The 25,592-nt window shown below is 63.4% G+C and carries 26 protein-coding genes and 3 pseudogenes; 22 read left to right on the forward strand and 7 right to left on the reverse strand.

Annotated elements, in window-relative coordinates:
- The 9 genes and pseudogenes from pcaH (at position 1) to LDP01_RS13160 (ending at position 7,732) form a co-directional block, all read left to right on the forward strand.
- Positions 1-870 carry a protocatechuate 3,4-dioxygenase subunit beta gene (pcaH, locus tag LDP01_RS13120; RefSeq protein WP_224092906.1) on the forward strand — a complete coding sequence of 290 codons (870 nt, stop codon included), beginning with the start codon at positions 1-3 and terminating at the stop codon, positions 868-870.
- 4 nt (positions 871-874) lie between these two features.
- Complete coding sequence (gene pcaG / locus LDP01_RS13125) at positions 875-1,474, forward strand: protocatechuate 3,4-dioxygenase subunit alpha (protein ID WP_224092908.1); 600 nt, start codon at positions 875-877, stop codon at positions 1,472-1,474.
- Positions 1,471-2,883 (forward strand): class-II fumarase/aspartase family protein, encoded by a 1,413-nt coding sequence (locus LDP01_RS13130; RefSeq protein WP_224092910.1) that lies wholly within the window; start codon positions 1,471-1,473, stop codon positions 2,881-2,883. The genes pcaG and LDP01_RS13130 overlap by 4 nt, the downstream gene beginning before the upstream one ends.
- Positions 2,876-3,679 carry an alpha/beta fold hydrolase gene (locus LDP01_RS13135; RefSeq protein WP_224092912.1) on the forward strand — a complete coding sequence of 268 codons (804 nt, stop codon included), beginning with the start codon at positions 2,876-2,878 and terminating at the stop codon, positions 3,677-3,679. The genes LDP01_RS13130 and LDP01_RS13135 overlap by 8 nt, the downstream gene beginning before the upstream one ends.
- Entirely contained in the window at positions 3,676-4,125 is a 450-nt protein-coding gene (gene pcaC, locus LDP01_RS13140; RefSeq protein ID WP_224092914.1) for a 4-carboxymuconolactone decarboxylase, read from the forward strand. The genes LDP01_RS13135 and pcaC overlap by 4 nt, the downstream gene beginning before the upstream one ends.
- A gap of 76 nt (positions 4,126-4,201) precedes the next feature.
- Positions 4,202-5,417, forward strand: a pseudogene (locus tag LDP01_RS13145) (thiolase family protein).
- Positions 5,418-5,424: 7 nt separating this feature from the next.
- Entirely contained in the window at positions 5,425-6,111 is a 687-nt protein-coding gene (locus tag LDP01_RS13150; RefSeq protein WP_224092916.1) for a 3-oxoacid CoA-transferase subunit A, read from the forward strand.
- 2 nt (positions 6,112-6,113) lie between these two features.
- Complete coding sequence (locus tag LDP01_RS13155) at positions 6,114-6,782, forward strand: 3-oxoacid CoA-transferase subunit B (protein WP_224092918.1); 669 nt, start codon at positions 6,114-6,116, stop codon at positions 6,780-6,782.
- A gap of 145 nt (positions 6,783-6,927) precedes the next feature.
- Positions 6,928-7,732 (forward strand): annotated as a pseudogene (locus LDP01_RS13160) (IclR family transcriptional regulator domain-containing protein).
- A gap of 18 nt (positions 7,733-7,750) precedes the next feature.
- Here the strand turns inward: LDP01_RS13160 and LDP01_RS13165 are convergent.
- A complete protein-coding gene (locus LDP01_RS13165; protein ID WP_224092920.1) occupies positions 7,751-8,095 on the reverse strand; it encodes an iron chaperone in 345 nt (114 codons plus the stop codon).
- A 40-nt stretch (positions 8,096-8,135) separates the two neighbouring features.
- Positions 8,136-8,534, reverse strand: coding sequence for a RidA family protein (locus tag LDP01_RS13170; RefSeq protein WP_224092921.1), 399 nt, complete (start codon positions 8,532-8,534; stop codon positions 8,136-8,138).
- Positions 8,535-8,667: 133 nt separating this feature from the next.
- Here LDP01_RS13170 and LDP01_RS13175 point away from each other — a divergent pair, with 133 nt between their 5' ends.
- The 8 genes and pseudogenes from LDP01_RS13175 to LDP01_RS13210 all read left to right on the forward strand — a co-directional run bounded on the left by LDP01_RS13175 (position 8,668) and on the right by LDP01_RS13210 (position 17,947).
- Positions 8,668-9,525, forward strand: coding sequence for a fumarylacetoacetate hydrolase family protein (locus tag LDP01_RS13175; protein WP_224092923.1), 858 nt, complete (start codon positions 8,668-8,670; stop codon positions 9,523-9,525).
- A gap of 25 nt (positions 9,526-9,550) precedes the next feature.
- Positions 9,551-10,033 carry a cupin domain-containing protein gene (locus LDP01_RS13180; RefSeq protein WP_224092924.1) on the forward strand — a complete coding sequence of 161 codons (483 nt, stop codon included), beginning with the start codon at positions 9,551-9,553 and terminating at the stop codon, positions 10,031-10,033.
- 5 nt (positions 10,034-10,038) lie between these two features.
- Positions 10,039-10,905 (forward strand): acyl-CoA thioesterase, encoded by an 867-nt coding sequence (locus LDP01_RS13185; RefSeq protein ID WP_224092933.1) that lies wholly within the window; start codon positions 10,039-10,041, stop codon positions 10,903-10,905.
- Positions 10,906-10,964: 59 nt separating this feature from the next.
- Positions 10,965-12,644 carry an AMP-binding protein gene (locus LDP01_RS13190; RefSeq protein WP_224092935.1) on the forward strand — a complete coding sequence of 560 codons (1,680 nt, stop codon included), beginning with the start codon at positions 10,965-10,967 and terminating at the stop codon, positions 12,642-12,644.
- 14 nt (positions 12,645-12,658) lie between these two features.
- A pseudogene (locus LDP01_RS13195) lies at positions 12,659-15,050 on the forward strand (bifunctional salicylyl-CoA 5-hydroxylase/oxidoreductase).
- Positions 15,051-15,052: 2 nt separating this feature from the next.
- On the forward strand, positions 15,053-16,432 hold the full coding sequence (locus LDP01_RS13200) for an MFS transporter (protein ID WP_224092937.1): 1,380 nt from the start codon (positions 15,053-15,055) through the stop codon (positions 16,430-16,432).
- A 7-nt stretch (positions 16,433-16,439) separates the two neighbouring features.
- Positions 16,440-16,931, forward strand: a complete 492-nt coding sequence (locus LDP01_RS13205) for an acyl-CoA thioesterase (RefSeq protein WP_224092939.1) — start codon at positions 16,440-16,442, stop codon at positions 16,929-16,931.
- A gap of 26 nt (positions 16,932-16,957) precedes the next feature.
- Complete coding sequence (locus LDP01_RS13210; RefSeq protein ID WP_224092941.1) at positions 16,958-17,947, forward strand: PaaX family transcriptional regulator; 990 nt, start codon at positions 16,958-16,960, stop codon at positions 17,945-17,947.
- 32 nt (positions 17,948-17,979) lie between these two features.
- Here the strand turns inward: LDP01_RS13210 and LDP01_RS13215 are convergent, their stop codons facing one another.
- On the reverse strand, positions 17,980-18,762 hold the full coding sequence (locus LDP01_RS13215; RefSeq protein ID WP_224092944.1) for a VOC family protein: 783 nt from the start codon (positions 18,760-18,762) through the stop codon (positions 17,980-17,982).
- Positions 18,763-19,021: 259 nt separating this feature from the next.
- Complete coding sequence (locus LDP01_RS13220; protein WP_224092953.1) at positions 19,022-19,663, reverse strand: NADPH-dependent F420 reductase; 642 nt, start codon at positions 19,661-19,663, stop codon at positions 19,022-19,024.
- A 104-nt stretch (positions 19,664-19,767) separates the two neighbouring features.
- Between LDP01_RS13220 and LDP01_RS13225 the strand changes: the two genes are divergently transcribed.
- Complete coding sequence (locus LDP01_RS13225) at positions 19,768-20,475, forward strand: HAD family hydrolase (protein WP_224092956.1); 708 nt, start codon at positions 19,768-19,770, stop codon at positions 20,473-20,475.
- A 71-nt stretch (positions 20,476-20,546) separates the two neighbouring features.
- A complete protein-coding gene (locus LDP01_RS13230) occupies positions 20,547-20,759 on the forward strand; it encodes a DUF4177 domain-containing protein (protein WP_224092958.1) in 213 nt (70 codons plus the stop codon).
- Between the two features lie 17 nt (positions 20,760-20,776).
- Here the strand turns inward: LDP01_RS13230 and LDP01_RS13235 are convergent, their stop codons facing one another.
- The 3 genes from LDP01_RS13235 to LDP01_RS13245 form a co-directional block, all read right to left on the reverse strand.
- On the reverse strand, positions 20,777-21,301 hold the full coding sequence (locus tag LDP01_RS13235; protein ID WP_224092960.1) for an SRPBCC domain-containing protein: 525 nt from the start codon (positions 21,299-21,301) through the stop codon (positions 20,777-20,779).
- A 108-nt stretch (positions 21,302-21,409) separates the two neighbouring features.
- Positions 21,410-21,811: a membrane protein FAM174 family protein gene (locus LDP01_RS13240; protein WP_224092961.1), complete on the reverse strand. Its 402-nt coding sequence runs from the start codon at positions 21,809-21,811 to the stop codon at positions 21,410-21,412.
- A 68-nt stretch (positions 21,812-21,879) separates the two neighbouring features.
- On the reverse strand, positions 21,880-22,491 hold the full coding sequence (locus LDP01_RS13245) for an NADPH-dependent FMN reductase (protein ID WP_216927281.1): 612 nt from the start codon (positions 22,489-22,491) through the stop codon (positions 21,880-21,882).
- A 185-nt stretch (positions 22,492-22,676) separates the two neighbouring features.
- Between LDP01_RS13245 and LDP01_RS13250 the strand changes: the two genes are divergently transcribed.
- From LDP01_RS13250 to LDP01_RS13260, 3 genes are read left to right on the forward strand one after another with little or no spacing between them, the layout of a single operon-like run.
- A complete protein-coding gene (locus LDP01_RS13250; RefSeq protein ID WP_224092963.1) occupies positions 22,677-23,885 on the forward strand; it encodes a Re/Si-specific NAD(P)(+) transhydrogenase subunit alpha in 1,209 nt (402 codons plus the stop codon).
- Positions 23,885-24,220 carry an NAD(P) transhydrogenase subunit alpha part 2 gene (locus LDP01_RS13255; RefSeq protein ID WP_224092964.1) on the forward strand — a complete coding sequence of 112 codons (336 nt, stop codon included), beginning with the start codon at positions 23,885-23,887 and terminating at the stop codon, positions 24,218-24,220. The genes LDP01_RS13250 and LDP01_RS13255 overlap by 1 nt, the downstream gene beginning before the upstream one ends.
- Positions 24,217-25,590, forward strand: a complete 1,374-nt coding sequence (locus LDP01_RS13260; RefSeq protein WP_224092968.1) for an NAD(P)(+) transhydrogenase (Re/Si-specific) subunit beta — start codon at positions 24,217-24,219, stop codon at positions 25,588-25,590. Before LDP01_RS13255 ends, LDP01_RS13260 begins: the two co-directional genes overlap by 4 nt.
- Positions 25,591-25,592 lie beyond the last annotated feature (2 nt).

The raw sequence follows: 25,592 nt of genomic DNA on the forward strand, positions 1-25,592 counted from the left end.
GTGCCGCAAGAACAGACCGCGCAACAGCTCGAATCCGAGGAGCTCGTGCCTCCCGCTGAGGCACATGCAGCGCATGATTCCAGGAGAGTGGAAACCCAGGCGGATCTCAGCGCTGAGATGAAGGGCATCGGGGACCGCTATGCGGAGGCCCTGAAGAACGGAAAGGCGCCGGAGACCATGCCCCGGCTGGATTACGCGCCGTACCGCAGCAGCATCCTTCGGCACCCCACCAAGAGCCTGCACCACGCGGACCCGGAAACCATCGAGCTCTACTCGCCCGCGTTCGGCCACCAGGACGTGCACGCGCTGGAATCGGACCTGACTATCCAGCACAACGGTGAGCCGCAGGGTGAGCGCATCATCGTCGCTGGCCGCGTCCTGGACGGCGACGGCCGCCCGGTGGCCGGTCAGCTCGTGGAGATCTGGCAGGCCAACGCAGCCGGCCGCTATATCCACAAGCGCGATCAGCACCCGGCCCCGCTGGACCCCAACTTCACCGGCGTCGGCCGTTGCATCACTGGCGATGACGGCTCGTACAGCTTCACTACGATCAAACCCGGCGCGTACCCGTGGAAGAACCACCTGAACGCCTGGCGCCCGGCCCACATCCACTTCTCCATGTTCGGCTCGGAGTTCACGCAACGCATCGTCACCCAGATGTACTTCCCGGGCGATCAGCTCTTCCCGCTGGATCCCATCTACCAATCGATCGTGGACCAGGACGCCCGCGACCGCCTCGTGGCACAGTACGACCATGAGCTCACCAGTCCCGAATGGGCCCTCGGCTACAAGTGGGACATCATCCTGACCGGCTCCAAGCGGACCTGGACGGAAAACGAAGCATTCGGCGACGCCGGGGACGAGGAGTAAGCACATGAGCAAGCTGACACCCACACCGGGCCAGACGGTCGGACCCTTCTACGGTTACGCCCTTCCCTTTAACAAGGACAACGAACTCCTTGCTCCGGGCAGCCCCGGAAGCATCCGCTTGCAGGGAACCGTCTACGACGGCGCCGGCAGCACCATCCCGGACGCCATCCTTGAGATCTGGCAGCCGGACTCCGAGGGCAACATCGTCCAGCGCACGGGCTCCCTGGTCCGCGACGGCTACACGTTCACCGGATGGGGCCGCGGCTCGGTCGGTAACTCCGGCGTCTATACCTTCACAACGGTCAACCCCGGCCCCACGAAGCCGGGCGCTGCGCCGTTCATCTCCGTAGCCGTGTTCGCCCGCGGCCTCATGAACCGCCTCTTCACCCGCGTCTACCTGCCGGAAAACGAGGAAGCACTGGCCAACGATCCGCTGCTGAGCTCCCTGGACCCCGAGCGCCGCAAGACGCTGATCGCGCGCCGCGACCCCGATGGTGGGCTCACCTGGGACATCCGGCTGCAGGGCGGCGACGAGACGGTCTTCTTGGACTTCCAGCAGGACGGTTCACTCGACACCAGCGTCAACGCGGACTCACAGCCATGACCAACGGCGACTTCGGCCTCCTTAGCCCCGTCTCGGCGTCGCCCGCTGTCACGGCGCTGACGGGCGACCGTGCCGTGATCGCGGCGATCCTCGACGTCGAGGCCTCCTGGGCTGCCGTCCTTGAGGAAGCGGGGCTCGTCCCTGCAGGTTCCGCCGCAGTTGTGGCCGAAGCCGCTGATCCCGGTTCTTACGACGTCGCTTCGGTGGCGGAACGCGCCCAGGGCGGGGGCAACCCTGTGATTCCCTTGCTTGGTGACCTGCGCTCCAAGGTGAAATCCATGGATTCGAGCGCGGCAACCGCCGTGCACACCTCCCTCACCAGCCAGGACGTCCTGGACTCCGCCCTCATGCTGCTCGCCAGCCGCGCCGTTTCTGCATTGCTCGTTGACGTTAAGCGCACGACGACGGCGCTCGCCACCTTGGCGGAACAGCATGCGGAAACGCTGTGCGTCGGGAGGAGCCTGACGCAGCACGCGCTTCCGTACACGTTTGGGCTCAGGGCTGCGCAGTGGTTCCAAGGGGTTGCTGCGGCGGCTGCCCGGCTGGAGTCGCTTCAGTTGCCTGTTCAGTTCGGCGGTGCCGGAGGAACGCTGGCTTCGGGGACCAAGCTGACTGCTTCCTCGCAGACCACGCCTTTTGAATTGGCGGATTCTTTGGCCTCGAAGCTTGGCCTCGCAACGGCTCCAGCTCCCTGGCACACCAACCGCCTCGCCGTCACGGCCCTGGGCGACTCGCTCACGGCCCTCATCGATTCCTTCGGCAAGATCGCCGCGGACCTGCTGTTCCTGAGCAGGCCTGAAGTGGGCGAACTCGGCGAACCGCTCGCCGCGGGACGAGGGGTCTCCTCGGCCATGCCGCAGAAGCAGAACCCCGTATTGTCCGTACTCGTCCGCAGTGCGGCGCTGCAGGCACCAGGCCTCGCATCCCAGCTCCACCTCGCCGCGGCAACCTTCAACGATGAGCGCCCGGACGGTGCCTGGCACAGCGAATGGCCGGCCCTGCGTCAGCTGCTCGCATTGGCCTTGGGGGCCGCGGGTCACGTCAGCGAACTCACCGAAGGCCTCCGCGTTTTCCCCGAGGCCATGCGCCGCAACCTGGAAATCTCGGGACCGTTGCTGCTCAGCGAAGGTGTGGTGGCCGCCGTCGCGCCTCTCCTGGGTGCGGATGGAAAGCAGAAGCTGCAGGCCGTCGTCGACGAAACGCTCAAGGCTCCTGCCGCCGAGCAGTCCCGTATCTACACCAAGCTGCTGCGCGAAACCGTCCCCGCGGACAAGCTCTCCGACGCCGAACTCGAAGCGCTCCTGGACCCCGCGAGCTACCTCGGTGAAGCTGCCGAAATAAGCCGCCGGATTCTCGCCGCCTACCCGGACTTCACTGGATCTTCATCGAAAGGAGCCACCCGTGGCTAAGCCAACCGTCAAGGCCGTGCTGCTATCCCCGCAGCGCGAACTGGGAGCCAAGCCGCTCCTCGTGGTCGGTCCATCGCTGGGCACCTCCACCGTGCTCTGGACCGAAACGGCAGCGCTGCTTGGTGATGAGTACGACGTCATCGGCTGGGACCTCCCCGGCCATGGCATCTCGCCATCTGCCACGGAAGGTTTCGATGTCGCGGAACTGGCGGACGCCGTCGTCGATCTTGTTGACCTTGTGAGCCCGGGCGCGAAGTTCCACTACGCGGGCGTTTCGCTGGGCGGCACCGTCGGCCTGCAACTCGGCATCAAGCATGGCGACCGCCTCCGTAGCCTGTCTGTGCAGTGCAGCGGCGCCAAGATTGGCACGCCTGAGGGCTGGCTGGAGCGCGCTGAAACGGTGCGCCAACTGGGGACGCCTGTGATGATCCAGGGCTCGGCCGAGCGTTGGTTCGGTCCCGGTTTCATGGACCGCCAGCCGGAAATCAGCAGCCGCCTCCTGCACTCACTCCGCGATGCGGATCGCTTCAGCTACTCGTTCTGCTGCGAAGCCCTCGCCGGGTTCGACGTCCGCGAGCAACTCGGCAGCATCACCGTCCCCACCCAGGCGATTGCCGGCGTCGAGGACACTGTTGCTCCGCCGTCGTTCGCTGAAGCTGTCGTCGCCGGTATCACCGCTGCTGGCGGATTTGCTGTTGTTGAAACGCTCGACGGCGTCGGTCACCTCGCGCCAGCGGAGGCGCCTGCAGTTGTGGCCGGGCTGATGCGGACCTTCATGAAGGAGAACGGACGATGAGCTCTTCAACTGAGCAAAACGGTGCCGAACGGAACGGTGCCGTGCAGCCGCAAGCGACTGCGCAGGACATTTACGACGCCGGCATGGTGGTCCGCCGCGAAGTGCTGGGAAATGAGCACGTGGACAGGGCGAACGCCAACAAGGATTCCTTTACCGAGGACTACCAGGACATGATCACCAGGATCGCCTGGGGCGGCATCTGGACGCGGCCCGGTCTTAGCCGGCAAATGCGCTCCGCCGTCACCCTCACGGCATTGGTGGCCCATGGTCACTGGGAGGAGCTCGCGATGCACGTCCGGGCGGCCCTCAACAACGGTCTGAGCAGGGACGAGATCAAGGAAATCCTGCTGCAGACCGCAATCTATTGCAGTGTGCCCTCGGCCAACTCGGCCTTCAAGACGGCGCAGAAAGTATTCGCCGAGATCGACGCCAACGAACCCAACTAGGTCGCACTTGTGCGCGTTTAGACCCCCCAAAACGCGCACTATTGCGACCTAGTTGGGCAAGCAGAAAGAGAAACCTATGAACCAGGCTTTTGTGTACGACGCCGTACGCACACCCTTTGGCAAGTTCGGCTCAGGACTTGCTGCTGTCCGTCCCGATGACCTCGCTGCCCATGTGGTCCGCGAGTCTGTCCGCCGGGCTCCAGGGCTGGACGTTGAGCGGATCGACGAGGTGGTGTTCGGCAACGCCAACGGCGCCGGCGAAGAAAACCGCAACGTGGCCCGCATGGCTACCCTGCTGGCTGGGCTCCCTGTGTCCATCCCCGGGACCACGGTGAACCGTCTCTGTGGTTCGTCGTTGGACGCGGCAATCATTGCCTCCCGCCAGATCAATGCCGGCGATGCTGAGCTCATGCTGGTAGGCGGGGCAGAGTCCATGAGCCGTGCGCCGTGGGTGCTGCCGAAGACTTCCAAGCCGTACCCGGCCGGTGATATGACGTTGGCGTCCACCACGCTCGGTTGGCGCTTGGTGAACCCGGCCATGAACAAGGACTGGACCATCTCCCTGGGCGAGGCCACCGAACGGCTGCGCGAGAAGTACGGGATCACGCGTGAGCGTCAGGACCAGTTCGCTGCTGATTCGCACAACCTGGCCGATGCAGCGTGGAGTTCTGGATTCTATGACAACCTTGTGTCGCAGGTGCCGGGAACGGACCTGGTGCGCGATGAGGGCATCCGGGCTGGTTCTTCGGCCGAGAAGCTTGCCGGTTTGAAGACGGTATTCCGGCCTGAGTCTTCAGGGCCCGACGGCGGCACGGTCACCGCCGGTAACGCCTCGCCGCTGTCCGATGGTGCTTCGGCTGCGTGGATTGGTTCGGAGGCTGCTTCGTCGATCCTTGGCATGGATCCCTTGGCCCGCATCGCGGGCAGGGGTGCCCATGGCAACGATCCCCAGTTCTTCGGGTTCGCGCCGGTGGAGGCCGCGAACAAGGCCCTCGCAAAGGCGGGCATCGGCTGGGACCAGGTTGGCGCCGTCGAACTTAACGAAGCGTTCGCCGCGCAGTCGCTGGCATGCGTTGACGCGTGGGGGATCGACCCGTCCATCGTGAACCGCCACGGCGGCGCGATCGCGATGGGCCACCCGCTTGGGGGCCTCCGGCACCCGCATCCTGGGCACGCTGGCTCGGTCCCTGCAGACCTCCGGACAGCGCTGGGGTGTTGCGGCGATCTGCATCGGTGTTGGGCAGGGCCTGGCTGTGGTGCTGGAAAACGTTTCTGCGGGCGTATCGGAATAGGTGGATCATGCTGAAATTTATTGACACTGTTGGTGAAGCTGTCGCCGGCATCAAGGACGGTTCCACGGTGATGATCGGCGGCTTCGGCAACGCCGGCCAGCCGTTCGAACTGATCGACGCCCTGATGGACTGCGGCGCGAAGGACCTCACCGTGGTCAATAACAACGCCGGCCAGGGTGACCAAGGCCTGGCGTTGCTGATCAAGGAAGGCCGGGTCCGTAAGATGATCTGCTCCTTCCCGCGGCAGTCCGATTCCTGGCACTTCGATGCCAAGTTCCATGCCGGCGAGATTGAGCTGGAACTGGTCCCGCAGGGGAACCTGGCCGAGCGCATCCGTGCCGCGGGCGCTGGGATTGGCGGGTTCTTCACACCCACCGGCTACGGCACCACGTTGGCCGAGGGCAAGGAAACGCGACTGCTGAATGGAAAGTGGCAGGTGTTCGAAACGCCGATCCACGCCGACGTCGCACTGATCAAGGCACTCAAGGCGGACGGCAAGGGCAACCTCGTGTATCGCAAGACTGCCCGTAACTTCGGCCCCATCATGGCTGCCGCTGCCAAGCACACCATTGTGCAGGTCTCGGAGATTGTGCCGACCGGGTCTTTGGATCCGGAGAACGTGGTGACGCCGGGGATTTACGTCAACAGTGTGGTCCGCGTCGATTCTGCCGATTCAAACAAGAAGGTGGCCTGATCATGAGCACCCAAACAAGCATCCAGACGTCCGAGAAGCCGCTGGGACGTGACGAGCTCGCCCAGCTGGTGGCACGTGACATCGCGCCTGGTTCGTTCGTGAACCTTGGCATCGGCCAGCCGACGCTCGTGTCCAACTACCTCACCGAGGAACAGAACATCACGCTCCACACGGAGAACGGGATGCTCGGCATGGGTCCGGTCGCCGTTGGGGATGACGTCGATGGTGACTTGATCAACGCAGGCAAGATCCCCGTCACGGAGCTGCCCGGAGCCTCGTACTTCCATCACGCCGACTCGTTCGCGATCATGCGCGGCGGTCACTTGGACATCTGTGTCCTCGGCGCTTTCCAGGTATCCGCCACCGGCGACCTCGCCAACTGGCACACGGGCGCCCCGGACGCGATCCCCGCCGTGGGCGGGGCGATGGATCTGGCCACGGGCGCCAAGGACGTCTTCGTCATGATGACTTTGTTGACGCGCGAGGGCGTGTCCAAGCTCGTGGAACAGTGCACCTACCCGTTGACCGGCGTGGGCTGCGTGACCCGCGTGTACACCGACAAGGCCGTCTTCCTCACGGGGCCCGATGGTGTGACAGTCCGCGAGACGTTCGGGTGCACGTTCGAGGAAATCCAGGAATTGGTCCCGCTGCCCCTGAAGCCCGGCGCCTAAGACTCCCTCGGGTTGTGGGGCCCGCTCTGCTTGGTATTGCCCTGGCAGGGCCCACATCGCCCGGGTTCCTTGGCCGAGCTTGCGAGGTTAGGGAGGCGGTGGGGATGCAGAGTAGGCCCCACAACGCCCCCTAGGATTGGTAACCATGAGCGAATCGGCAGTAACCCCGCAGGCCAGCGACCAGTACGTTCAGTCGTTGGCCCGGGGTCTGTCCGTGATCCGGGCGTTCGATGCGAACAATCCGGTCATGACCCTCAGCGAAGTCGCAGCCCGGACCGACCTCACCAGGGCAACCGCGCGGCGCTTCCTGCACACCCTTGTGGAGCTCGGGTATGTCCGCACCGACGGCAAAACCTTCGCACTCACGGCCAAGGTGCTGCAGCTCGGCTATTCGTACCTTTCGGCGCTCTCTCTGCCCCAGTTGGCGCAGCCACACTTGGAGGAACTGTCCCTGAAGCTGGGGGAGTCCACCTCCGCGGCCCGTGCTGGACGGGCAGGACATCTTTTACGTGGCTCGCGTAGCCACAAAGCGCATCATGAACGTCGGCATCACCGTGGGCACACGTTTCCCGGCCTACGCAACTTCCATGGGCCGTGTGCTGCTCGCTGGTCTCCCACAGGCCAAGCTCGAGGCATACCTGGCCAGGGTCGAACTCAAGCCCATCACACCGCGAACCGTGGCCAATGCGACAGACTTGAGGGCCGCCGTCGAACAGGTCCGTGCGCAAGGCTGGTGCCTGTTGGACCAGGAACTGGAAATCGGCCTGATGTCCATCGCGGCGCCGGTGTGGAACCACAACAATGGCGACAATGTTGCCGCTATCAACGTGTCCCTCCAGGCCCAGGCTGTCGCGGCGGAGCCGGACCCGGACAAGTATCTTGAGTCGGTGCGGCAGGAAGTCGTCGCAACGGCCAACGCGATCTCACAGGACGTGTCCGCCAAACACTGATTCGCCGGACGGGCGCCTCTACTTCCTGATCGCAGCCAGCCGCGTCTCAAGAATCCGCCGAACCATGGAGTCGGGAACAGGGTTGTCCGCAGAGAACCGCAATGTCCCCGGCGACCACGAGTAGCCACCCAACTCCCCCGACATCTCCGGCAGGATCTGGCCGCTAAAAGGGTATAGGGCCAGATGGTTCTTGGTTTCGAGCACGCTCACGAAGCCCTTGCCGTCCACAAGCAATGCAGGCATGCCGTAGCTGGTGCCTTCCTCGGCGTCGGGCGCGAGTTCCCGGGCGATGTCAACGATCCGCTCCAGCATCTGCCGGTTGTCTTCGCTGACGCTGGCCAAGTATTCGGTGACGGTTCCCATGGTGACATCCTCCGGCACCGCATGCGGAAGAGCCAGAGATTTAGCCCTCAGGAATAACTGCGATGCCCTGGATTTCGATCAGGGCTTCTTTCTGCCACAGCCGGGTGACGCCGATGCCGGCCATCGCCGGGTACTGTGTGCCAGCCATTTCGCGCCAGATGCGTCCGATTTCGCGGCCGTTCGCGATGTAGTCGTCTACATCGGTCAGGTAGATCGTCACGTTGACCAGGTCCTCGGGCTGTCCGCCAGCCTCGCGCAGCGTGGTGAGGACGTTGGAGAACGCCTGCGTGAACTGCTCCACGATGCCGCCGGGGACGATGTTCATGTTCTTGTCCAAGGCCGTCTGTCCACCCAGGAACACCGTGTTGCCGGCAAGCATGCCGTGCGCAAAACCGGATGGCTTGGGGAGCGACTCAGGGTTGATCGTCTTGTGGCTCATGCTGTTCCTCCTTGTTGCGGCAATTGCAAAAACTTTTGAAATGCCTCTGTGCAGATCATTTCCGCCGTGCTACGTTGAGCATATGTGACGATCGTAAAAAAGTCGACACATTGAATCCCGAAGGAGCAGAACCATGAAACTTGCCACCTTGCGCACCTCCGGCGGAAGTACGACGGCGGCACTCGCCACGGGCGTCGACACGTACCTTGTGTTGCCGGCCACCGACGTCGGCGCGCTCCTGGCCCAGCCGGAATGGCGGTTGATCGCCGAGAAGGCAGCGGAAGCAGGGCAGCCCGTCATCGCAGCAACTGAAGCCGACTTTGCGCCGCTCCTGCCCCATGCCGGAAAAGTCATCTGTTGCGGGCTGAACTACGGGGACCACATCCAGGAAATGGGCCGCGAACTTCCTGAGTACCCCACCCTTTTCGCCAAGTACGCGGACACCCTGGTGGGCGCTACTGACGCCGTAGAAGTCCATGGCAGCGGACGCGTCGACTGGGAAGCCGAGCTCGCCGTCGTCGTGGGTTCTGGACTGTTCCGTGCTGACGAAGATCAGGCCCGGAAGGCGATTGCCGGTTACACGGTTGCCAACGACGTCTCCATGCGTGACTGGCAGAACCGCACGCTGCAGTGGTTCCAGGGCAAGGCCTTCGACGCAACCACACCAGTGGGCCCGGTGATGCTGACTGCGGACGAGGCCAGCGAAAGCTTCGAAGTCCGTGGCTACGTCAATGGTGAACTCGTACAGCGCGGCAACACGCGCACTCTGGTGTTCGGCCCCGCGCAACTCCTGTCCTACATTTCCCAGTTCACGGTCCTGCGCCCCGGCGATCTCGTACTCACGGGCACGCCCGGGGGAGTAGGCATGGGAATGACCCCGCCGCGTTTCCTGAACGACGGCGACGTCCTCGCAACCGAAATCGACGGCATCGGCCGCTTGGAAAACCAGTTCCGGATCCACGCACCGGCGCCAGTCCCCGCCAACGCCTAAGACCCACCGCCAAAAGGAGAACCCCATGAGCCAGACCACCACCGAATACCGCCTTGAAGGCGACAACTCCATCTATGCCGGCGCTAACGGCAAGGTCGTCCCCGTAGTGACCCGCGCGGGTGAAGAAGACACCAACACCGCCCAGTCCGGCGATTGCATCCGCGTATCCGGTGTAAGCATCCAACACACTCCGGCAACCAAGATCTGGTTCGGCCAGGTTTCCAACACCCCCGGGTACCGCTCCCTGCCCCACCACCACGGCGAAGCCGAAACCGGCGGCTACGTGCTCCGCGGCCACGGCCGTATCTACTTCGGCGAGAACTACTCAGAGTTCATCGACATGAAGGCCGGCGATTGGGTGTTCGTTCCGCCGTTCATGCCGCACGTCGAAGCAAACATGTCCGTCACCGAAGAACTCGTGTGGCTGACCGCCCGCACCCCGGAGAACCTCGTGGTCAACCTCGAGGACGTCCCGGACGAAACCCTCGCCGACTACCGCCGGGCATAACCACCATGATCACTGGAACCTTGACCTCGGAGACCTTCCTCAGGGCTGTGGACCTCACCCCAACAGAGGCCCAGGTTTTCGACGAAGCCTATGAAGCGACCACCCAATACGTGCCGTGGCCCAAAGCCTATGGCGGAGACATGGTGGCCCAGGCGGCAGCGGCCATGATGCTTTCCGTGGACGCCGACAGGCAGCTCCACTCGATGCACAGCTACTTCATGAGACCCGTGGACATCGGTGCGCATGTTCGTTATGAAGTGGAACGTTTGCGCGACGGTCGCGGCTACTCCACCCGTAATGTCCGTGGTTTCCAGAACGGCAAGCCTGTATATGCCGCGATGGGTTCGTTCCAGGTTCCCGAAGAGGGTCCGGACTTCCAGCCGGAGGCTCCTGCCGCCGTCGAGCCTGAATCGCTGCGCTCCGCAGCGGAAGCGCTGGACGGGACAGAAGGCCCAGCCGCAGACTATTGGTCTACAGGCCGTAGTTTCGACATGCGGCATATTCCGGGACCGGTATACATCGAGCTTGAGGGTGGATCCATGCCGCAGCAGGCGATTTGGGTCAAGGCTTTCGATAGCCTCCCTGACGACGCCAACCTGCACCGTACTGCCCTTGCCTACGTTTGCGACTACACGATCCTGGAGCCGCTACTCCGGATCAACGGACTTAACTGGTCCAGTCCCGGGCTCACCACCGCCAGCCTTGACCACTCCATGTGGTTCCACCGCGATGGCCGCGCCGACGACTGGGTCCTCTATGCACAAGAGGCCATATCAGGCCAAAGCAACAGGGGCCTGGCGATGGGCCGCTTCTTCGACCGGCAAGGAAGGCTCCTCGCCACAGTCGCCCAAGAAGGCATGATCCGCGCCTGAACAGTCTTACCCCCAACACCATCCCCAGCTTCACTGATGCACCACTGAAAGGAACGGCCATGAGCATGACGCCATCGGCCCACGTGGACACGTTCACCCGCGACCACCTGCCGCCCGCCGACACTTGGCCGGCGCTCGAATTTACCCTTCCCGAACTCCACTACCCGGAGCGGCTGAACGCAGCCGCCGTACTGATCGACAACGCCGTCGAGACGTACGGCCCGGACCGGCCAGCGCTCCGTACCCCGGATGGCACGGTTTGGACCTACGGCGAATTGCAAAAGCACTCCAACCAGGTTGCCCAGGTCCTTACCGAAGACCTCGGGGTGGAGCCCGGAAACCGTGTGCTGCTCCGCGGTCCGAATAATCCGTGGCTGGTTGCCGCCTGGCTGGGCGTGCTTAAGGCGGGCGCCGTGGTGGTCACCACGATGCCCATGCTGCGTTCCAGCGAAGTGGCCACGTTGATCCAGCTCACCAAGCCCGTGGTCGCGATTTCCGATCACCGCTTCGTGGATGAGCTCGCGACGGCGGCAGGCGAGGACGTCACCGTCCTCAGCTACGGAGGACCCGACGACGGCGACCTCACCGCGCGTTGCGAAGGCAAGAGCGGGGAGTTCGCGGCTGTGGACACGGCTGCGGACGACGTAGCCCTGCTGGGGCCGACGTCCGGGACGACGGGTGTGCCCAAGGTGACCATGCATTTCCATCGGGACGTCCTGGCGAATGCGGACACTTTTGCCCGCCACATCCTGCAGCCCACCGCTGATGATGTCTTCGCCGGTTCCCCGCCGCTTGCTTTCACGTTCGGGCTTGGCGGATTGGTGATCTTCCCGCTGCGGTTTGGCGCGTCGTCGCTTTTGACGGAGAAAGCCGGGCCTGTGGAACTGGCCGAGCATGCTTCGGCTACAGGGGCCACCATCCTTTTCACGGCTCCTACTGCCTACCGGGCGATTCTGAAGGAAAAGCGCGGAGACTTGCTCCGTGGCCTCCGCGTTGCCGTTTCGGCGGGCGAACACTTGTCCAAGGAGACCTGGCAAGCGGTCCGTGACGCGACCGGCCTGAAGCTGGTCAATGGAATCGGCGCCACAGAGTTGCTTCATGTGTTCATTTCCGCTGCCGGGGATGACATCCGTCCAGGTACTACAGGCAAGGCTGTGCCGGGGTTCCGCGCCACCATTCTTGATCAGGACGGCGAGGAGCTCGGCCCTGGCCAGTCCGGCCGGCTGGCCGTGATTGGGCCGACGGGTTGCCGCTACCTGGACGACGCACGGCAAGCGAATTACGTCGTGAATGGCTGGAATGTCACGGGCGACACGTTCTCGATGGATGAGGACGGGTACTTCACGTACCAGGCCCGCTCCGACAACATGATCGTTTCCTCCGGCTACAACATCGGCGCGCCTGAGGTGGAAACGGCCATCGACCAGCACCCGGACGTGGTGGAGAACGCGGTGATCGGCCGCCCTGATCCTGAGCGCGGGAGCATCGTGTGCGCGTTTATCGTCCTGCGCGAGGGCGTCATTGGCGACGCCGCGAAGCGTAAGGAAATCCAGGACTTCGTGAAGCAGACCATCGCCCCGTACAAGTACCCGCGCGATGTCCGCTTCGTCACCGAGCTGCCGAGGAATCCCAGCGGCAAACTCCAGCATTTCAAGCTCCGCGATGGCCTCCTCAACGAGAGCGCCACAGGCGAAGCACAAACCCAACAACTTACCCCCGCCGGCCAAAGCCAGGCTTGAGAAGGAGCATAAGCATGAAGATCGCAATTGTTGGAGGCGGCCCCGGGTGGGTTGTACTTCGCAGCACTGATGAAGCAGCTGGATGCCTCACACGAGATCACGTTGTGGGAGCGGAATGCTGCCAGCGACACGTTTGGATTCGGCGTCGTGTTTTCCGATGAAACCCTGGGCGGGATCGGGAACGCGGATCCAGTGGTGGCGGAGTACATGAGCCGCCGTTTTGCGCGGTGGTCCGATATTGACATCCATTTCCGTGGCGAGGTGGTCACGGTGGGCGGACAGGGCTTTGCAGCAATGAGCCGGAAGGAATTGCTGGAGTTGCTGCAGCGCCGCTGCATCGAACTGGGCGTCGATGTCCGGTTCTCCACGCTGGCCCCGGCCATCGAGGACCTGGAGGCGAACTATGACCTGGTGCTGGCCGCTGATGGTGTGAATTCCCAAATCCGCGCCCAGTATGCGGACGCGTTCGGCCCTGACCTGGACCCGCGGACCAACAAGTTCATGTGGCTGGGCACGGACCAGGTGTTCGAGGCGTTCAAGTTCTTCGTCAAGGAAACCGAGTTCGGTGTCATGCAGATCCATGGCTACCCGTACTCCGATGAGGGTTCGACGTTCATCGTGGAAATGCACCAGGACGTCTGGCACGCGGCGGGGTTCGACGAGACCGCCAACGAGGTCTTCCCTCCCGGAGTTTCGGATGAGAAGGCGATCGCGAAGATCCGCGGGATTTTCGCCGAGGAACTGGACGGCTACGAGGTCCTGTCGAACAACTCCAAGTGGATCAACTTCACCACCGTGCGGAACCAGAGCTGGCGCAAGGGCAACGTGGTCCTGCTCGGCGACGCCGCGCACACCGCGCACTTCTCCATCGGCTCGGGCACGAAACTGGCCATGGAAGATTCCCTCGCCCTGGCCGCGTGCCTGCACGAACACCCGGATGTGGATTCCGCCCTGGCGGCGTACGAGGCCGAGCGCCGTCCCGTGGTCGCCTCAACGCAGCGCGCCGCGCAGGCTTCGCTGGAGTGGTTCGAACGGATCGGCCAGTACAAGGACCAGGACCCCACCCGGTTCGCGTTCAACCTGCTCACGCGCAGCCGCCGCATCACCCAGGAAAACCTGCGCCTGCGCGACCCCGAATTCGCCGACGCCGTGGACCGCAACTTCGCTGAATCCCAGGGCCTGTCCCAGGTAGCGCCGGCGATGTTCCAGCCCTTCCGCATCGGAGAAATGGAACTGAAGAACCGCATCGTCGTTTCGCCCATGGACATGTACTCCGCCACCGACGGGATCCCGGGGGACTTCCACAAAGTCCACCTCGGCTCCAAAGCCCTCGGCGGTGCGGGCCTGGTCATGACCGAGATGGTCTGCGTGTCCGAAACCGGGCGGATCACCCCCGGCTGCAGCGGTCTCTACACCGATGAGCAACGCGACAGCTGGAAGGAAATCGTGGACTTCGTCCACACCCGTTCCACCGCCAAGATCGGCGCGCAGCTGGGCCACTCCGGCCGGAAGGGCTCCACCAAACTCATGTGGGAAGGCATCGACCAGCCCCTCGAGACCGGCAACTGGCAGGCCGTTGGTCCGTCCGCGCTGCCGTACGGCCCGGAAAACCAGACCCCGGCGGAGCTGGACCGCGCAGGCATGGACGCCATCCGGGATGAGTTCGTCGCCGCCACGATCCGCGCTGGTGAGGCAGGCTTCGACCTCCTGGAAATCCACGCCGCGCACGGCTACCTGCTCTCTTCCTTCCTCTCCCCGGTCTCGAACAAGCGCACCGACGAGTACGGTGGCAGCCTTCAGAACCGGCTGCGGTTCCCATTGGAAGTATTCGACGCCGTCCGTGCGGCCTGGCCCGCCCACAAGCCGGTCACGGTGCGGATCTCCGCGACGGACTGGATCGAAGGCGGCAACACCTCCGACGACTCGGTCGAGATCGCCAAGGCCTTTGTGGAGCACGGAGCGGCCGGGCTGGACGTTTCCACCGGCCAGGTAGCCAAGGAAGAGAAGCCCGCGTTCGGGCGAAGCTACCAGACCCCGTTCGCGGACCGCATCCGCCAGGAAGTCGCCGCCCCTGCCGGGGTGGCCGTGATCGCCGTCGGAGCGATTTCCAGCTACGACGACGTGAACTCCATCCTCCTGGCAGGACGCGCGGACCTCATCGCCTTGGGCCGAACCCACCTCTATGACCCCCAATGGACCCTGCACGCCGCCGCTGAACAGGAATACCATGGCCCCGGCGCCGCATGGATCCCGCAATTCCGCGCCGGCCGCCGCAAGCCCCCCAGCACACGCACCGACGCCGTCCGCCCCCGGCTGTCCCTGCTCCGCGAACCCGACGCCGATGAAACAACCAACCACCTCCGCTGGACACCCGCGTCCGCTACTGCGTCTGCGCTGGTGAAGTAGCCATGGCCGCCGCACCGGTCAATGACTGGAACGTGCCCAAGCGCACCACCGGCTTGGTGTTGATTTGTTGCTGGCTCGCCATCCTCGCGGAGGGCTATGACGTCGGCGTTCTGGGGGCAGTGCTTCCGGCGCTGGCCGAGTACAAGGAATGGAACCTCAGCCCGCTGGCCCTCGGCGGCCTCGGATCATATGCCTTGATCGGCATGCTTATCGGAGCCCTGTTCATCGGGACCCTGAGCGACCTCGTAGGCCGCAAGAAGATGCTGTTGGCGTCCATGGTGATCTTCACCCTCACGCAGGCAGGTGCGGCCTGGGCTCCGACGCCCGAGCTGTTTGGATTCTTCAGGCTCATCGGCGGACTCGGTATGGGCGGTGTCATCCCCGTGGCCGCAGCCCTGACCATCGAGTACTCAGCTCCCAACAGGCGTTCCTACAACTATGGCCTCATGTATTCCGGCTACTCGCTGGGCATCGTTGCGGCCGCGCTTGCTGCAATGTTCGTGCTGCCGGTTGGTGGCTGGCGGGCCGTGATTGCTATTGGTGCCGCGCCGGTTGTCCTGCTGCCGATCATTTGGAAGTTCCTCCCGGAGTCCTTGGAGTACCTCGAGTCCAAGGGACGCAAGAAGGAAGCGAAGACCTTGGCTGCCAAGCTGGAGATCGTCGACTACCGGCCGGTTGCAACTGTCGCGCAGCCCGCTTCACACACCGCCGATCCGTGGTGGAAGACCATCACCACCATGTTCTCCAGGAAATACCTGCGGTCCACGGTGTTCTTCTGGGTTTCCCTGTTCTGCGGCCTGGTACTCGTCTACGGGCTCAACACCTGGCTGCCGAGCATCATGAAGAAGGCCGGCTACGATTTGGGTTCATCCCTGACATTCCTGTTGGTCTTCAGCCTGGCCTCGGCCATCGGCGGCCTGCTCCTGGGCCGCGCGGCAGACAAATACGGCAAGAAGCTCATCCTGGTGGTGTTCTACATCCTGGGCGGCCTGGGCATCATGCTCCTGGTCTTCCCCAACACCATGGTGGTAAACCTGCTGTTCGTAGCATTTGCCGGCGTTGGCTCGATCTCCACGTCCCTGGTCCTGACCGGTTACATCGCCGACTACTACCCGGCCAAAGTTCGCGGTACGGCTACGGGTTGGGCCCTCAGCTTTGCCCGCCTCGGCGCAATCTCCGGACCCTTGATCGGCGGCTGGATCGCAGGTTCCAAGCTTCCCTTCGAAGCCAACTTCGCCATCTTCGCCGGTATCGCAGTGGTGGCCGCGGCCGCCGTCGCAATGATTCCGAAGCCACAACCCGAGGTGACCGTTGTTACGTCCAAGGCGGGAGCCGGCGTCGCGGATCCGGACGACGAGACCGCAGCAGTCAGCCCCCGCTAGGAGAACCATGGACGCGTTTCCTGAAGCGAGCGTTGAGCGGATGGTCGAGTGGGTGGACACCGACGCCTCCGGCCACCAACACAATTCGGCCATCCTCCGATGGGTGGAAGCTGCCGAGGCGGAGCTGTTCCGCTCCTTGGAACTGCCCGACTACTTTCCCAACGCTCCTCGCGTCCAGCAGGTGATCAACTACAAGGCCAAGCTCTGGTTCGGCCAGCGCGTCACCGCCACGGTGAAAATCCACGCGCTCGGCCGGGCCTCGCTCACCATGGCCTTCGAGGTCCGGGGCCACCCGCTTGAAGATACGGCCAGCGGAATGCCCGACGGCGGAACCCACCAAGGTGCGTCGTCTCAGGTTGGGTCGCCTCAAGGTGCGTCGTCGGAGGGCAGCGAGGTGGCAGCCTTCGGGACGGTAACCACGGTGCACGTCCCCAACGGCACAACGGCGTCCCAGCCTTGGCCGGAACATTTCGTGCGGGCTGTGCGGTCTGCCGCATAGCATCCCGCCGGATGACTTTGAGGCCCATGTTGAAGCTCAACATGGGCCTTAAAGTCATCTGTGTTATCTATGGCGCACCTATGATGAACATGACTGGCGCCTCACCATGGCGCGGAAATGAGGGTCCTTCAATGTTCGCCGTCCCGGCACCCCCGGTGCGCCATCAGCAACTCCTGGTCACCATCTTCGGTCTTTATGGCCGGAATGCTGGTGATGCGTTGCCGGTCTCCGCGCTGGTTTCGATGCTCGGTACGCTCGGCTATGACGCGCCGGGTGTGAGATCGTCCGTTTCCAGGCTCAAGGCAAAAGGTGTCCTGAAGAGCGTCCGGGAGGGCGGCATTGCCAAGTACAAGATCGCCGAATCGGTGAGCGATGTTTTCCGTGAAGGTGATCGGCGGATCTTCGCCCCGGAACAGCCAGCTCCCGTGGATACGTGGGTGCTCGCCGTGTTCTCTGTGCCCGAGTCGATGCGGAACCGCCGGCACCAGCTGAGGTCCGCTTTGTCCAGCCTGGGATTTGGGTCCGTGGCGTCCGGGGTATGGATCGCTCCGGCGCACAAGCTGGAGCAGGCCCGCGAACGCCTGACTGCCGGCGGGCTGATCGAATTCGTAGACCTCTTCCGCAGCGACTACGTTTTCGATGGCCCCATGCGGCCCAAGATCTCCGAATGGTGGGATCTCAAGGAACTCGATGAACAATTCACGGAGTTCCTTGAGATCTACCGGGGCGCGGAGCAGCAGTGGGTTGACCTGGTGGGCACCGACCCTGCGGCGGCCCTGGCTGATTCCACGGCCGAGGTGCGACGCGACGCTTTCCGTTACTACATCCCGATGCTCACCTTGTGGCGCAAGTTCCCTTACCGGGACCCCAACCTCCCGGCGGACTACCTCCCGCCCGAATGGCATGGGCCGGAAGTCCGCCGGACCTTCCAGGCGGTGCACCGTCTCGCGGCGCCGCTCGCAGCGGCACACGCCCAAGAGGTCATCAGCGAAGCTTTGGACGCTGTCCTGACGTAGCCGTTGGGTTGGGCATAGTCCTTACTCCGGGCCTAGTCCTTGGTCCGGGGTGCGTCGATGATGCCAAAGATTTCTCCCTGCGGTGCCTGCAGGATAGCCATCCGCCCCATGGGGCTGTTCGTGAGGGGCATCAACGCCGAAGCGCCGAGTTCCAAGGCTGTTGCGGCAGTTCGATCGACGTGGTCGCTGGCAAACCACGCCAACCAGTGGTTCGGGACGCCCTCGGCAATTTCGGTGTCGTGATGAATGCCGCCCACTTCGCGGCCATCGGATGGGCGTTTGACGGTTGCGTAAATGAATCCGTCCTGGTCGATGTCCTGGTAGGTGTAGCCAAAGACATCTGCATAGAAGGAGCGGGCCAGCGCGTAGTCGCGGGTGTGGAGTTCGTTCCAGCACAATGTGCCGTGCTCGTTGACCCGCTCTGCCCCGATATGGCTGCCTGCCTGCCAGATGCCAAAGGCCGCGCCGACACTGTCCGCAGCAATTGCCATGCGGCCGGAATCCATCACATCGAAGGGGGGAGCAATGAGTTGGCCGCCAGCCGCTCCTACCTCTTTAGCCGTGGTGTCTACGTTGTCCGATGCAAGATAGGTGGTCCAGACGGTCGGCATGTTGGAATCCTGTTTAGGGCCAAGTCCAGCAACTGCCTTTCCGTCGAGTTGGGCCAGCAGGTAGCCCCCTGCTTCCTCGTCGCCGGAGAGGTAATTCCAACCGAACAGTTCGGTATAGAAGGACGTCGCGGCAGGGAGATCGTCGACGCCCAGATCCACCCATGCGGGTGTTCCTGCAGGCCATTTCTCAGTTCGGGTAGACATAGCAACTCCTCAGGTTCGGGGCTTAATAGGCGCGACTGCCTCCCGGAATGCCCTATGCGCGGGGCCTCCTGGGAGGCAGCCACTCATCATGTGCGTCCAGCAGCCAATTCGTGATGCAAATCCCGGCCCAAATCCCGGCCTCAAATCGTGGCCGCCCTCATGGAGTGGCAGCACCCAGGCACCCCAGTACAAAGGAAGCGGCAGGCGTAAGCCGCCTGCCGCCGTCGTGCGTGTTCTGTTATCAGATGGTCCGCGCCTATCAGAGGGTGCGCGTTGCCTTGGCGAGGTTGTCACGAAGTTCGTCCGCGTTCTGACGGATGACGTAGGCGGGGCGGTCGCGCTCGACGCGCCAGCTGTCTTCGAGGGGCCCGATGTTGACGGTGTCGAAACCGAACTCGTCGTACAGCCTGGTCACGAGTTCGGCGGCTTCCGGGAAGTCACTGGCCGTGGCCAATGCCCGGCGGTTGGGAGTGCCGGCAGGGGTGCCGTCGGTGGTGATGTCTTTGGCGAAGATGTGGTTGAAACCCTTGGCTACCTTGGATGTGGGCAGGTGCTTCTGGAGCAGGCCTGACGTGGTGGCCTCGCCGTTATCGAGCGCGGGAATGCGACCATCGCGCTCCCAGTAATAGTTGTTGGTGTCGATGACGATTTTGCCTTCGAGCGGTTCTGCCGGGATGTCCTGATAGTTCTTCAAGGGAAAAGTCACGACGGCGAAATCACCCGCCGCTGCTGCCTCAGCTGCCGTCGCGGCCCGGGCGCGCGGCCCGAGTTCTGTGACCAGTTCCGCAAGGGTTTCCGGCCCCCGTGAATTGCTGATCACGACGTCGTAGCCAAGTTCCACTGCCTTGCGTGCCACCTGGCTGCCAATGTGTCCTGCACCGATGATTCCGATTGTTGTCATAATCAGGGCAACAAGATGTTGCAGACGCGTATTTCCGGCGTTACGCATTATGTCGAAGTCAGAGGTGAGTTTCCGTGGATGGTAGTCATAAGTAGACTTACTAAATGTCTACTCCAGCCAACTACAGTTCCAAGAAACGCGGTGTCCTCTTTGACGTCGATGGGACGTTGATCGACTCCAGCTACTTCCACGCGTTCGCCTGGTGGCAGGCGTTCAGGCGGGAAGGAATGGACATCCAGATCTCCAGCATTCATCGCTGCGTCGGAATGGGTGGCGACAAGCTGGTCCAGCACCTGGTTCCGGACTGTCCGGAAGATTTGCAAAAGGAACTCAAATCCGCGCACGGGGCTGTGTTTTCGACGTTCTGGCCTTCACTGCGGGCCTTCGATTCCGCACGCGACCTTCTTGCCGCTTGCTCCGACTCCGGGCTGGCGGTTGGGCTGGCATCGTCAGCCCAAGAGCGCGACCTTGATGTCAGCAGGCGGCTCCTCGACGCCGGCGGGTCGATCGACGCGTGGACCAGCTCCAATGACGCGGACGAAAGCAAGCCGGCCCCGGATATCCTCCTGGCGTGCTTGAAGAAGCTGGAACTCAAGCCAGCCGACGTCGTATTTGTTGGCGATGCAGTCTGGGATGTGAAGGCTGCGGCGGCAATTGGCGTTCCCGCTATTGCCCTTACCTGTGGTGGTATCAGCGAGGCGGAGCTCCGCGACGCAGGCGCCGCGGAGGTCTACGACAATCCGCGGCACCTGCTGGAGAATCTGGAAAGCAGCGCCATTGGCAGGCTAACGACGGAGACAGTCCGCGGTTAGGGGGCACCACGGCCGCCGCCGCGTTGAGTAGCATTGCCTCCAATTGACCAGCAACGGAAGGGAGCGGTGTCATGCAGCAGTATGTCGTCCTGCAAGTGATCCTCAAGGAGAAGCTGTGGGGAACCGGTTCGGGCAATCTGACCTCCTTGGAGAAGGCCATCAACGATCAGGCCGCGAAGGGCTACCGGCTGCACACGATTACCACGGCGAGCAGCGGGAGCAAGGGGATGATCGGCGGCGGGGACCGCATCCAGGCAACGATGGTGTTTGAGCGCGTGGGCTAGCCGACGGTATCACCAGCCTATGCTTTGAGCGCGCCCGGTATCCCGTTGAGGCGAAGGGTCGTCCCTGTGCGCAGATGAGGTAAGTCAGCGCTGCCGTCTCCGGTTCGCGTGAGGAACGTGACCTGCTCCGTCCAGGTCAGCCTGGTTGTGCCGATTTCCGCATCGGCCAGGGTCACCGTTACCAGTGATGCCCATCGGGTTACATCGTCCACGATGGCTTCGTAGACGAAAACAATTCGGCGATCGGGCGTGATGTCGAGGTAGCGCGATCGATTGCGCAGTTCCTGGTCCTTGCTGTCTGGCATTGCGAAGGTGCTGCTCGCCTCCTCACCGCCGCCAATGCGGAAGTCGTGATCGTAATTGGCTCCCGTTCCCGGCATCCGAAACCAGCGCCGGCGCAACCGATCGTCTGCGAACAGGGCGAAGACGTCCGCCCGGTCCGCCTCGAAATCCCGCGTGATGCTGAAGGTCTCGTGCCTGACATCGGAAGCCTTCCCACCACCCGTTTGGTGGGAAGGGTGCCCATCGTGCAGCTCCGTCATGTCGGCCTACTCTCTGTTCTTTCATCACGTATCTATAGGAACAGAGGCAGGCCGCAGTTGCTTCCCGCGCCCCACAGCGCCGGACGCTCGGTCCCGTCTTAGCTTCGCCTAGAGCTGCTCGTCCCTCACTTCCTCGTTCCGGCCGCGTCCTCGAACCGCCCAGATGATCAGCGCAATGACGATGATCGCAGCAACGGCGGCCAGGATCCACGGTGTCACGTCTGTGCGGGTTTGTTCCTGCGGGTCCGACTCGCCAGTCCCTGGGTTGGCAGGTCCGCTGGTTGCCGGGTTGGACGTGGTTTGCCCACCCGACGAAGGAGCCGGGTTTGTGGGTGTTGCCGTTGACGGGCCGGACGGGTTGCTCGGCGAGGCCGACGGTGTGGGGGTGGTGGCAGCCACGTGGCCTTGCAGAGCGGCTGCGTTTGCTGCGTTTGCTGCTGCCGCGACGGACAACAGGGACCCCGTGAAGAGGGTCAGTGCCAGGGTTGCCAGGGCTAATCTACGAAGCATCGTTTCTCCTATGGGAAAGGGCGTGTTCGCGAATCCTCGTACTAGTAAGCATACTGACCAATGGGGGACTAGCGCGTGAGCTTGGCCGAATCCGGTTCCTGATCGCCGATATGGCCCGGAGCGTTGGCTGCCAGTACACGCTGGACGAACGCGCTGTATTCCGCCATATAGTGGCGCAGCAACCCTGCCGTGCCCTCGTCCTTAACCGAGCCGTCGTCGTCGTACGCGTCCGCGACGAAGCGGATGTAAGCCTCGGGCGCATTCAGCTGGGGTGCGTCGAGGAAGCTGAGCACGCTGCGCATGGAGGACTGCATCACCGCGGTTCCGATGCCGCCCGGCGACGCTCCGATGATGCCGGTGGGCTTCCGGGCGAAGGAGTTGGTGCCCCACGGCCGGGATCCCCAGTCGATGGCGTTCTTCAAAGCGCCTGGAATGGAACGGTTGTACTCGGGGGAGACGAACAGGATGCCGTCCGACGCGGCGATCGCATCCTTCAATTCCCTGCCGGCAGGCGGAAAGTCGGAGTCATAGTCGGAGCTGTACAACGGGAGGTCCCGGATGGCGATCTCATGGAACTCCAGTTCCGGAGGCGCCACGCTGATGAGGGCTTTGGAGAGGACGCGGTTGATAGATGTACTGGAGAGGCTTCCGACGAAATAGCCGATTTTGAATGTGTCCATGGCGGCGTTCCTTCCCGACGGCACGGCCGGAACCGGCTCGTCGACGGTGTGGAGGCTGGGTGCCCCAGCTTCCACCGACCCTAATGGACTTGTCCACATAGCGCACCCCCCTACTCCCGTCCGGACCCTTGCGGCCATAGACTCGTGCCAACTGGTTCTGGAGAGTTCCCAAAGAGGGGTGGCGGGTGAAAGCAGGCATAGCGCGCGAGGCACTCGACGGTGAGCGCAGAGTGGCAGCCACGCCCGAAACGGTCAAGCAATTGACCGGGTTGGGCCTTGATGTTGAGATCGAGTCCGGGGCGGGGATCGCCTCCGGACATAGCGACGACGAATACCGGCAGGCCGGCGCTTCCGTTGTGCAGTCCTTGGATCTCGGATCCCTGGACGTTTACTGCCACGTGCGTCCCATGGAACCGTCGACGGCGGGAGCCCTCCGCCCTGGTTCGGTCACCGTCGGGTTGGGGTCGCCGTCGTCGGAGTTGCCAACGGTGCGGGCGCTCGCCGCAGGTGGCATCACATCCTTTGCGCTGGAACTGGTTCCCCGGATCTCGCGGGCACAGTCCATGGACGCCCTCACCTCACAGGCATTGGTGGCCGGATACCGCTGCGTCCTCGAGGCCGCGACGCGTCTGCCACGGTTCTTCCCCTTGTACATGACCGCGGCCGGGACCATTCCGCCGGCCCGTGTCCTGGTGCTGGGTGCAGGTGTGGCCGGGCTCCAAGCGATCGGCACCGCCAAGAGGCTGGGCGCGCGGGTTTCGGCCAATGACATCCGTCCGGCGTCGGCGGACGAAGTGGCTTCCATGGGCGGGACATTCATCAAGCTGGACCTTGAAACCGCTGAAGCTTCAGGAGGGTATGCGCGTGAACTCAGCGCAGACAGGGGTGCTTTGCAGCGTGCGCTCTTGACCCCGCACGTGGCGCAGGCAGATGTCCTCATCACAACGGCCGCCGTACCCGGTCGGCGCGCACCGCTGCTGGTGAGCCGTGAAATGGTCCAAGGGATGCGCCCTGGATCTGTCGTAGTAGATCTGGCGGCTGAGTCAGGCGGCAACGTGGAAGGCAGCATCCCCGGGCAGGACATCCACATCCCCACCGCTGATGGGCAAGGTGAAGTGACCTTGGTGGGGCTCAAGGACCCAGCATCTGCGATGCCCGCAGATGCCTCCCGTTTGTTCGCCAAGAACGTGGCCAACCTGATCGCCTTGATTACCAGGGAGGGAGTGGTGGCCCCCGACTTTGAGGACGAGGTTGTGGCGGGAACCTGCCTCACCCACGACGGCGAGGTGCGGCACGGGCCAACAGCTGAAGCACTCGCGGCGCTCGCGGGTGAGACCGGCCCCTTTGGAAGTGCCCACACAGCGGCCAACCCTGACAGTGAAGGAGTGCATTGATGGATGGCATGAGTCTGCTCACGATCACCGTACTGGCAGTTTTCGTGGGCTTCGAGGTCGTCTCCAAAGTCTCCAGTACCCTCCATACACCCCTGATGTCCGGGGCAAATGCGATCCACGGAATCATTCTGGTGGGTGCCATCATCGTCGCGGGCCAGGCCTCTGATCCGTGGGTACTGGCAGTCGCCCTGCTGGCTGTCGTCCTGGCCACGGCCAACCTTGTGGGCGGATTCGTGGTGACGGACCGCATGCTGGAGATGTTCCGTGGGAAGCAACGGCCGTCGTCGTCAGTTGTCTCCTCCGGGGAACATGCGGGCAAGGAGCGCGGCCGGTGACTCTTCTGGATCCCACGTGGACGGCTCTCCTTTACCTCGCAGCGGCTGCTTGTTTCATCCTTGCTTTGAAGGGACTCAATTCCCCGCGGACTGCACGGCGCGGAAACCTCATCGGGGCATTCGGTGCTTTGTTGGCCGTGGTTACTGTGTTCGTCTCGGTGAAACTGGACAACGTTCCGTGGATCGTTGGGGCAATAGCCGTGGGTTCGGTGGTGGCCGCACCTGTGGCGCGCCGCGTTCAGATGACACAGATGCCGCAACTCGTGGCCCTGTTCAACGGCGTGGGTGGCGGTGCGGCTGCGCTCGTGGCATTGCTGGAGCTCTCGCATACAGGTGATGCGTGGGTTCGCTTGGCCATTGTGTTCACGCTGCTGGTCGGGGCCGTTTCCTTTGCGGGTTCTGGCGTCACTTTTGCCAAACTGCAAGGGCTGATGACCACCCGGCCGGTGACGTTCCCGGGCCTGCCCGTCCTGATGGCCGTGGTGCTGCTGGCCGCAGTGGGCGCAGGGGTGGTGGTGATACTGGATGGTTCATTGCTGCTCGCGTTGGTGCTGCTGATCCTTGGTCTTGTTGCCGGTGTCCTGCTGGTGCTCCCGGTGGGCGGCGCCGATGTACCGATTGTCATCTCGCTGCTCAACGCTTTCACCGGATTGGCCGTTGCCGCGTCGGGATTGGTGCTGGGTAACGTACTCCTGGTGGTTGCCGGAACTCTGGTTGGAGCGTCAGGCACCATCCTCACCCGGGCCATGGCTGCCGCAATGGGCCGAAGCGTTGCGGGAATCATGTTCGGTGCCTTCAAGGGTGGCTCCACGGCTGGGTCCACTGCCGTGAGTGAGCGCCCGGTCAGATCCTCCAGCCCGGAAGATGTTGCGGTGCTGCTCGGCTACGCCCAGCGGGTGATCATCGTCCCCGGGTACGGCTTGGCTGTGGCGCAAGGCCAGCACACAGCCGCTGAATTGGCCCTGGCTTTGGAAGCACGCGGGACTGAGGTGGACTTCGCCATCCATCCCGTAGCAGGACGCATGCCCGGGCACATGAACGTCCTCCTGGCCGAGGCCAACGTGCCCTATGAATCGCTGAAGGAAATGAGCGACATCAACCCGGAGTTCAAGACCGCGGACGTTGCCCTTGTGGTGGGTGCCAATGACGTCGTGAACCCCGCAGCCAAGACCACCTCAGGTTCGCCGATCTACGGAATGCCCATCCTGGAAGTAGCTGAGGCCCGGCAGGTGGTATTCCTCAAACGTTCCATGCGTCCAGGATTCGCCGGCATCGAAAACGAACTTCTCTACGAACCTCAGACCACTTTGCTGTTCGGCGACGCGAAGGATTCGTTGACCAAGGTGTTGGGCGCTGTGAAGGCGCTCTAGCA

It is taken from the genome of Arthrobacter sp. StoSoilB13 (assembly GCF_019977255.1).
Classification (GTDB): Bacteria; Actinomycetota; Actinomycetes; order Actinomycetales; family Micrococcaceae; genus Arthrobacter.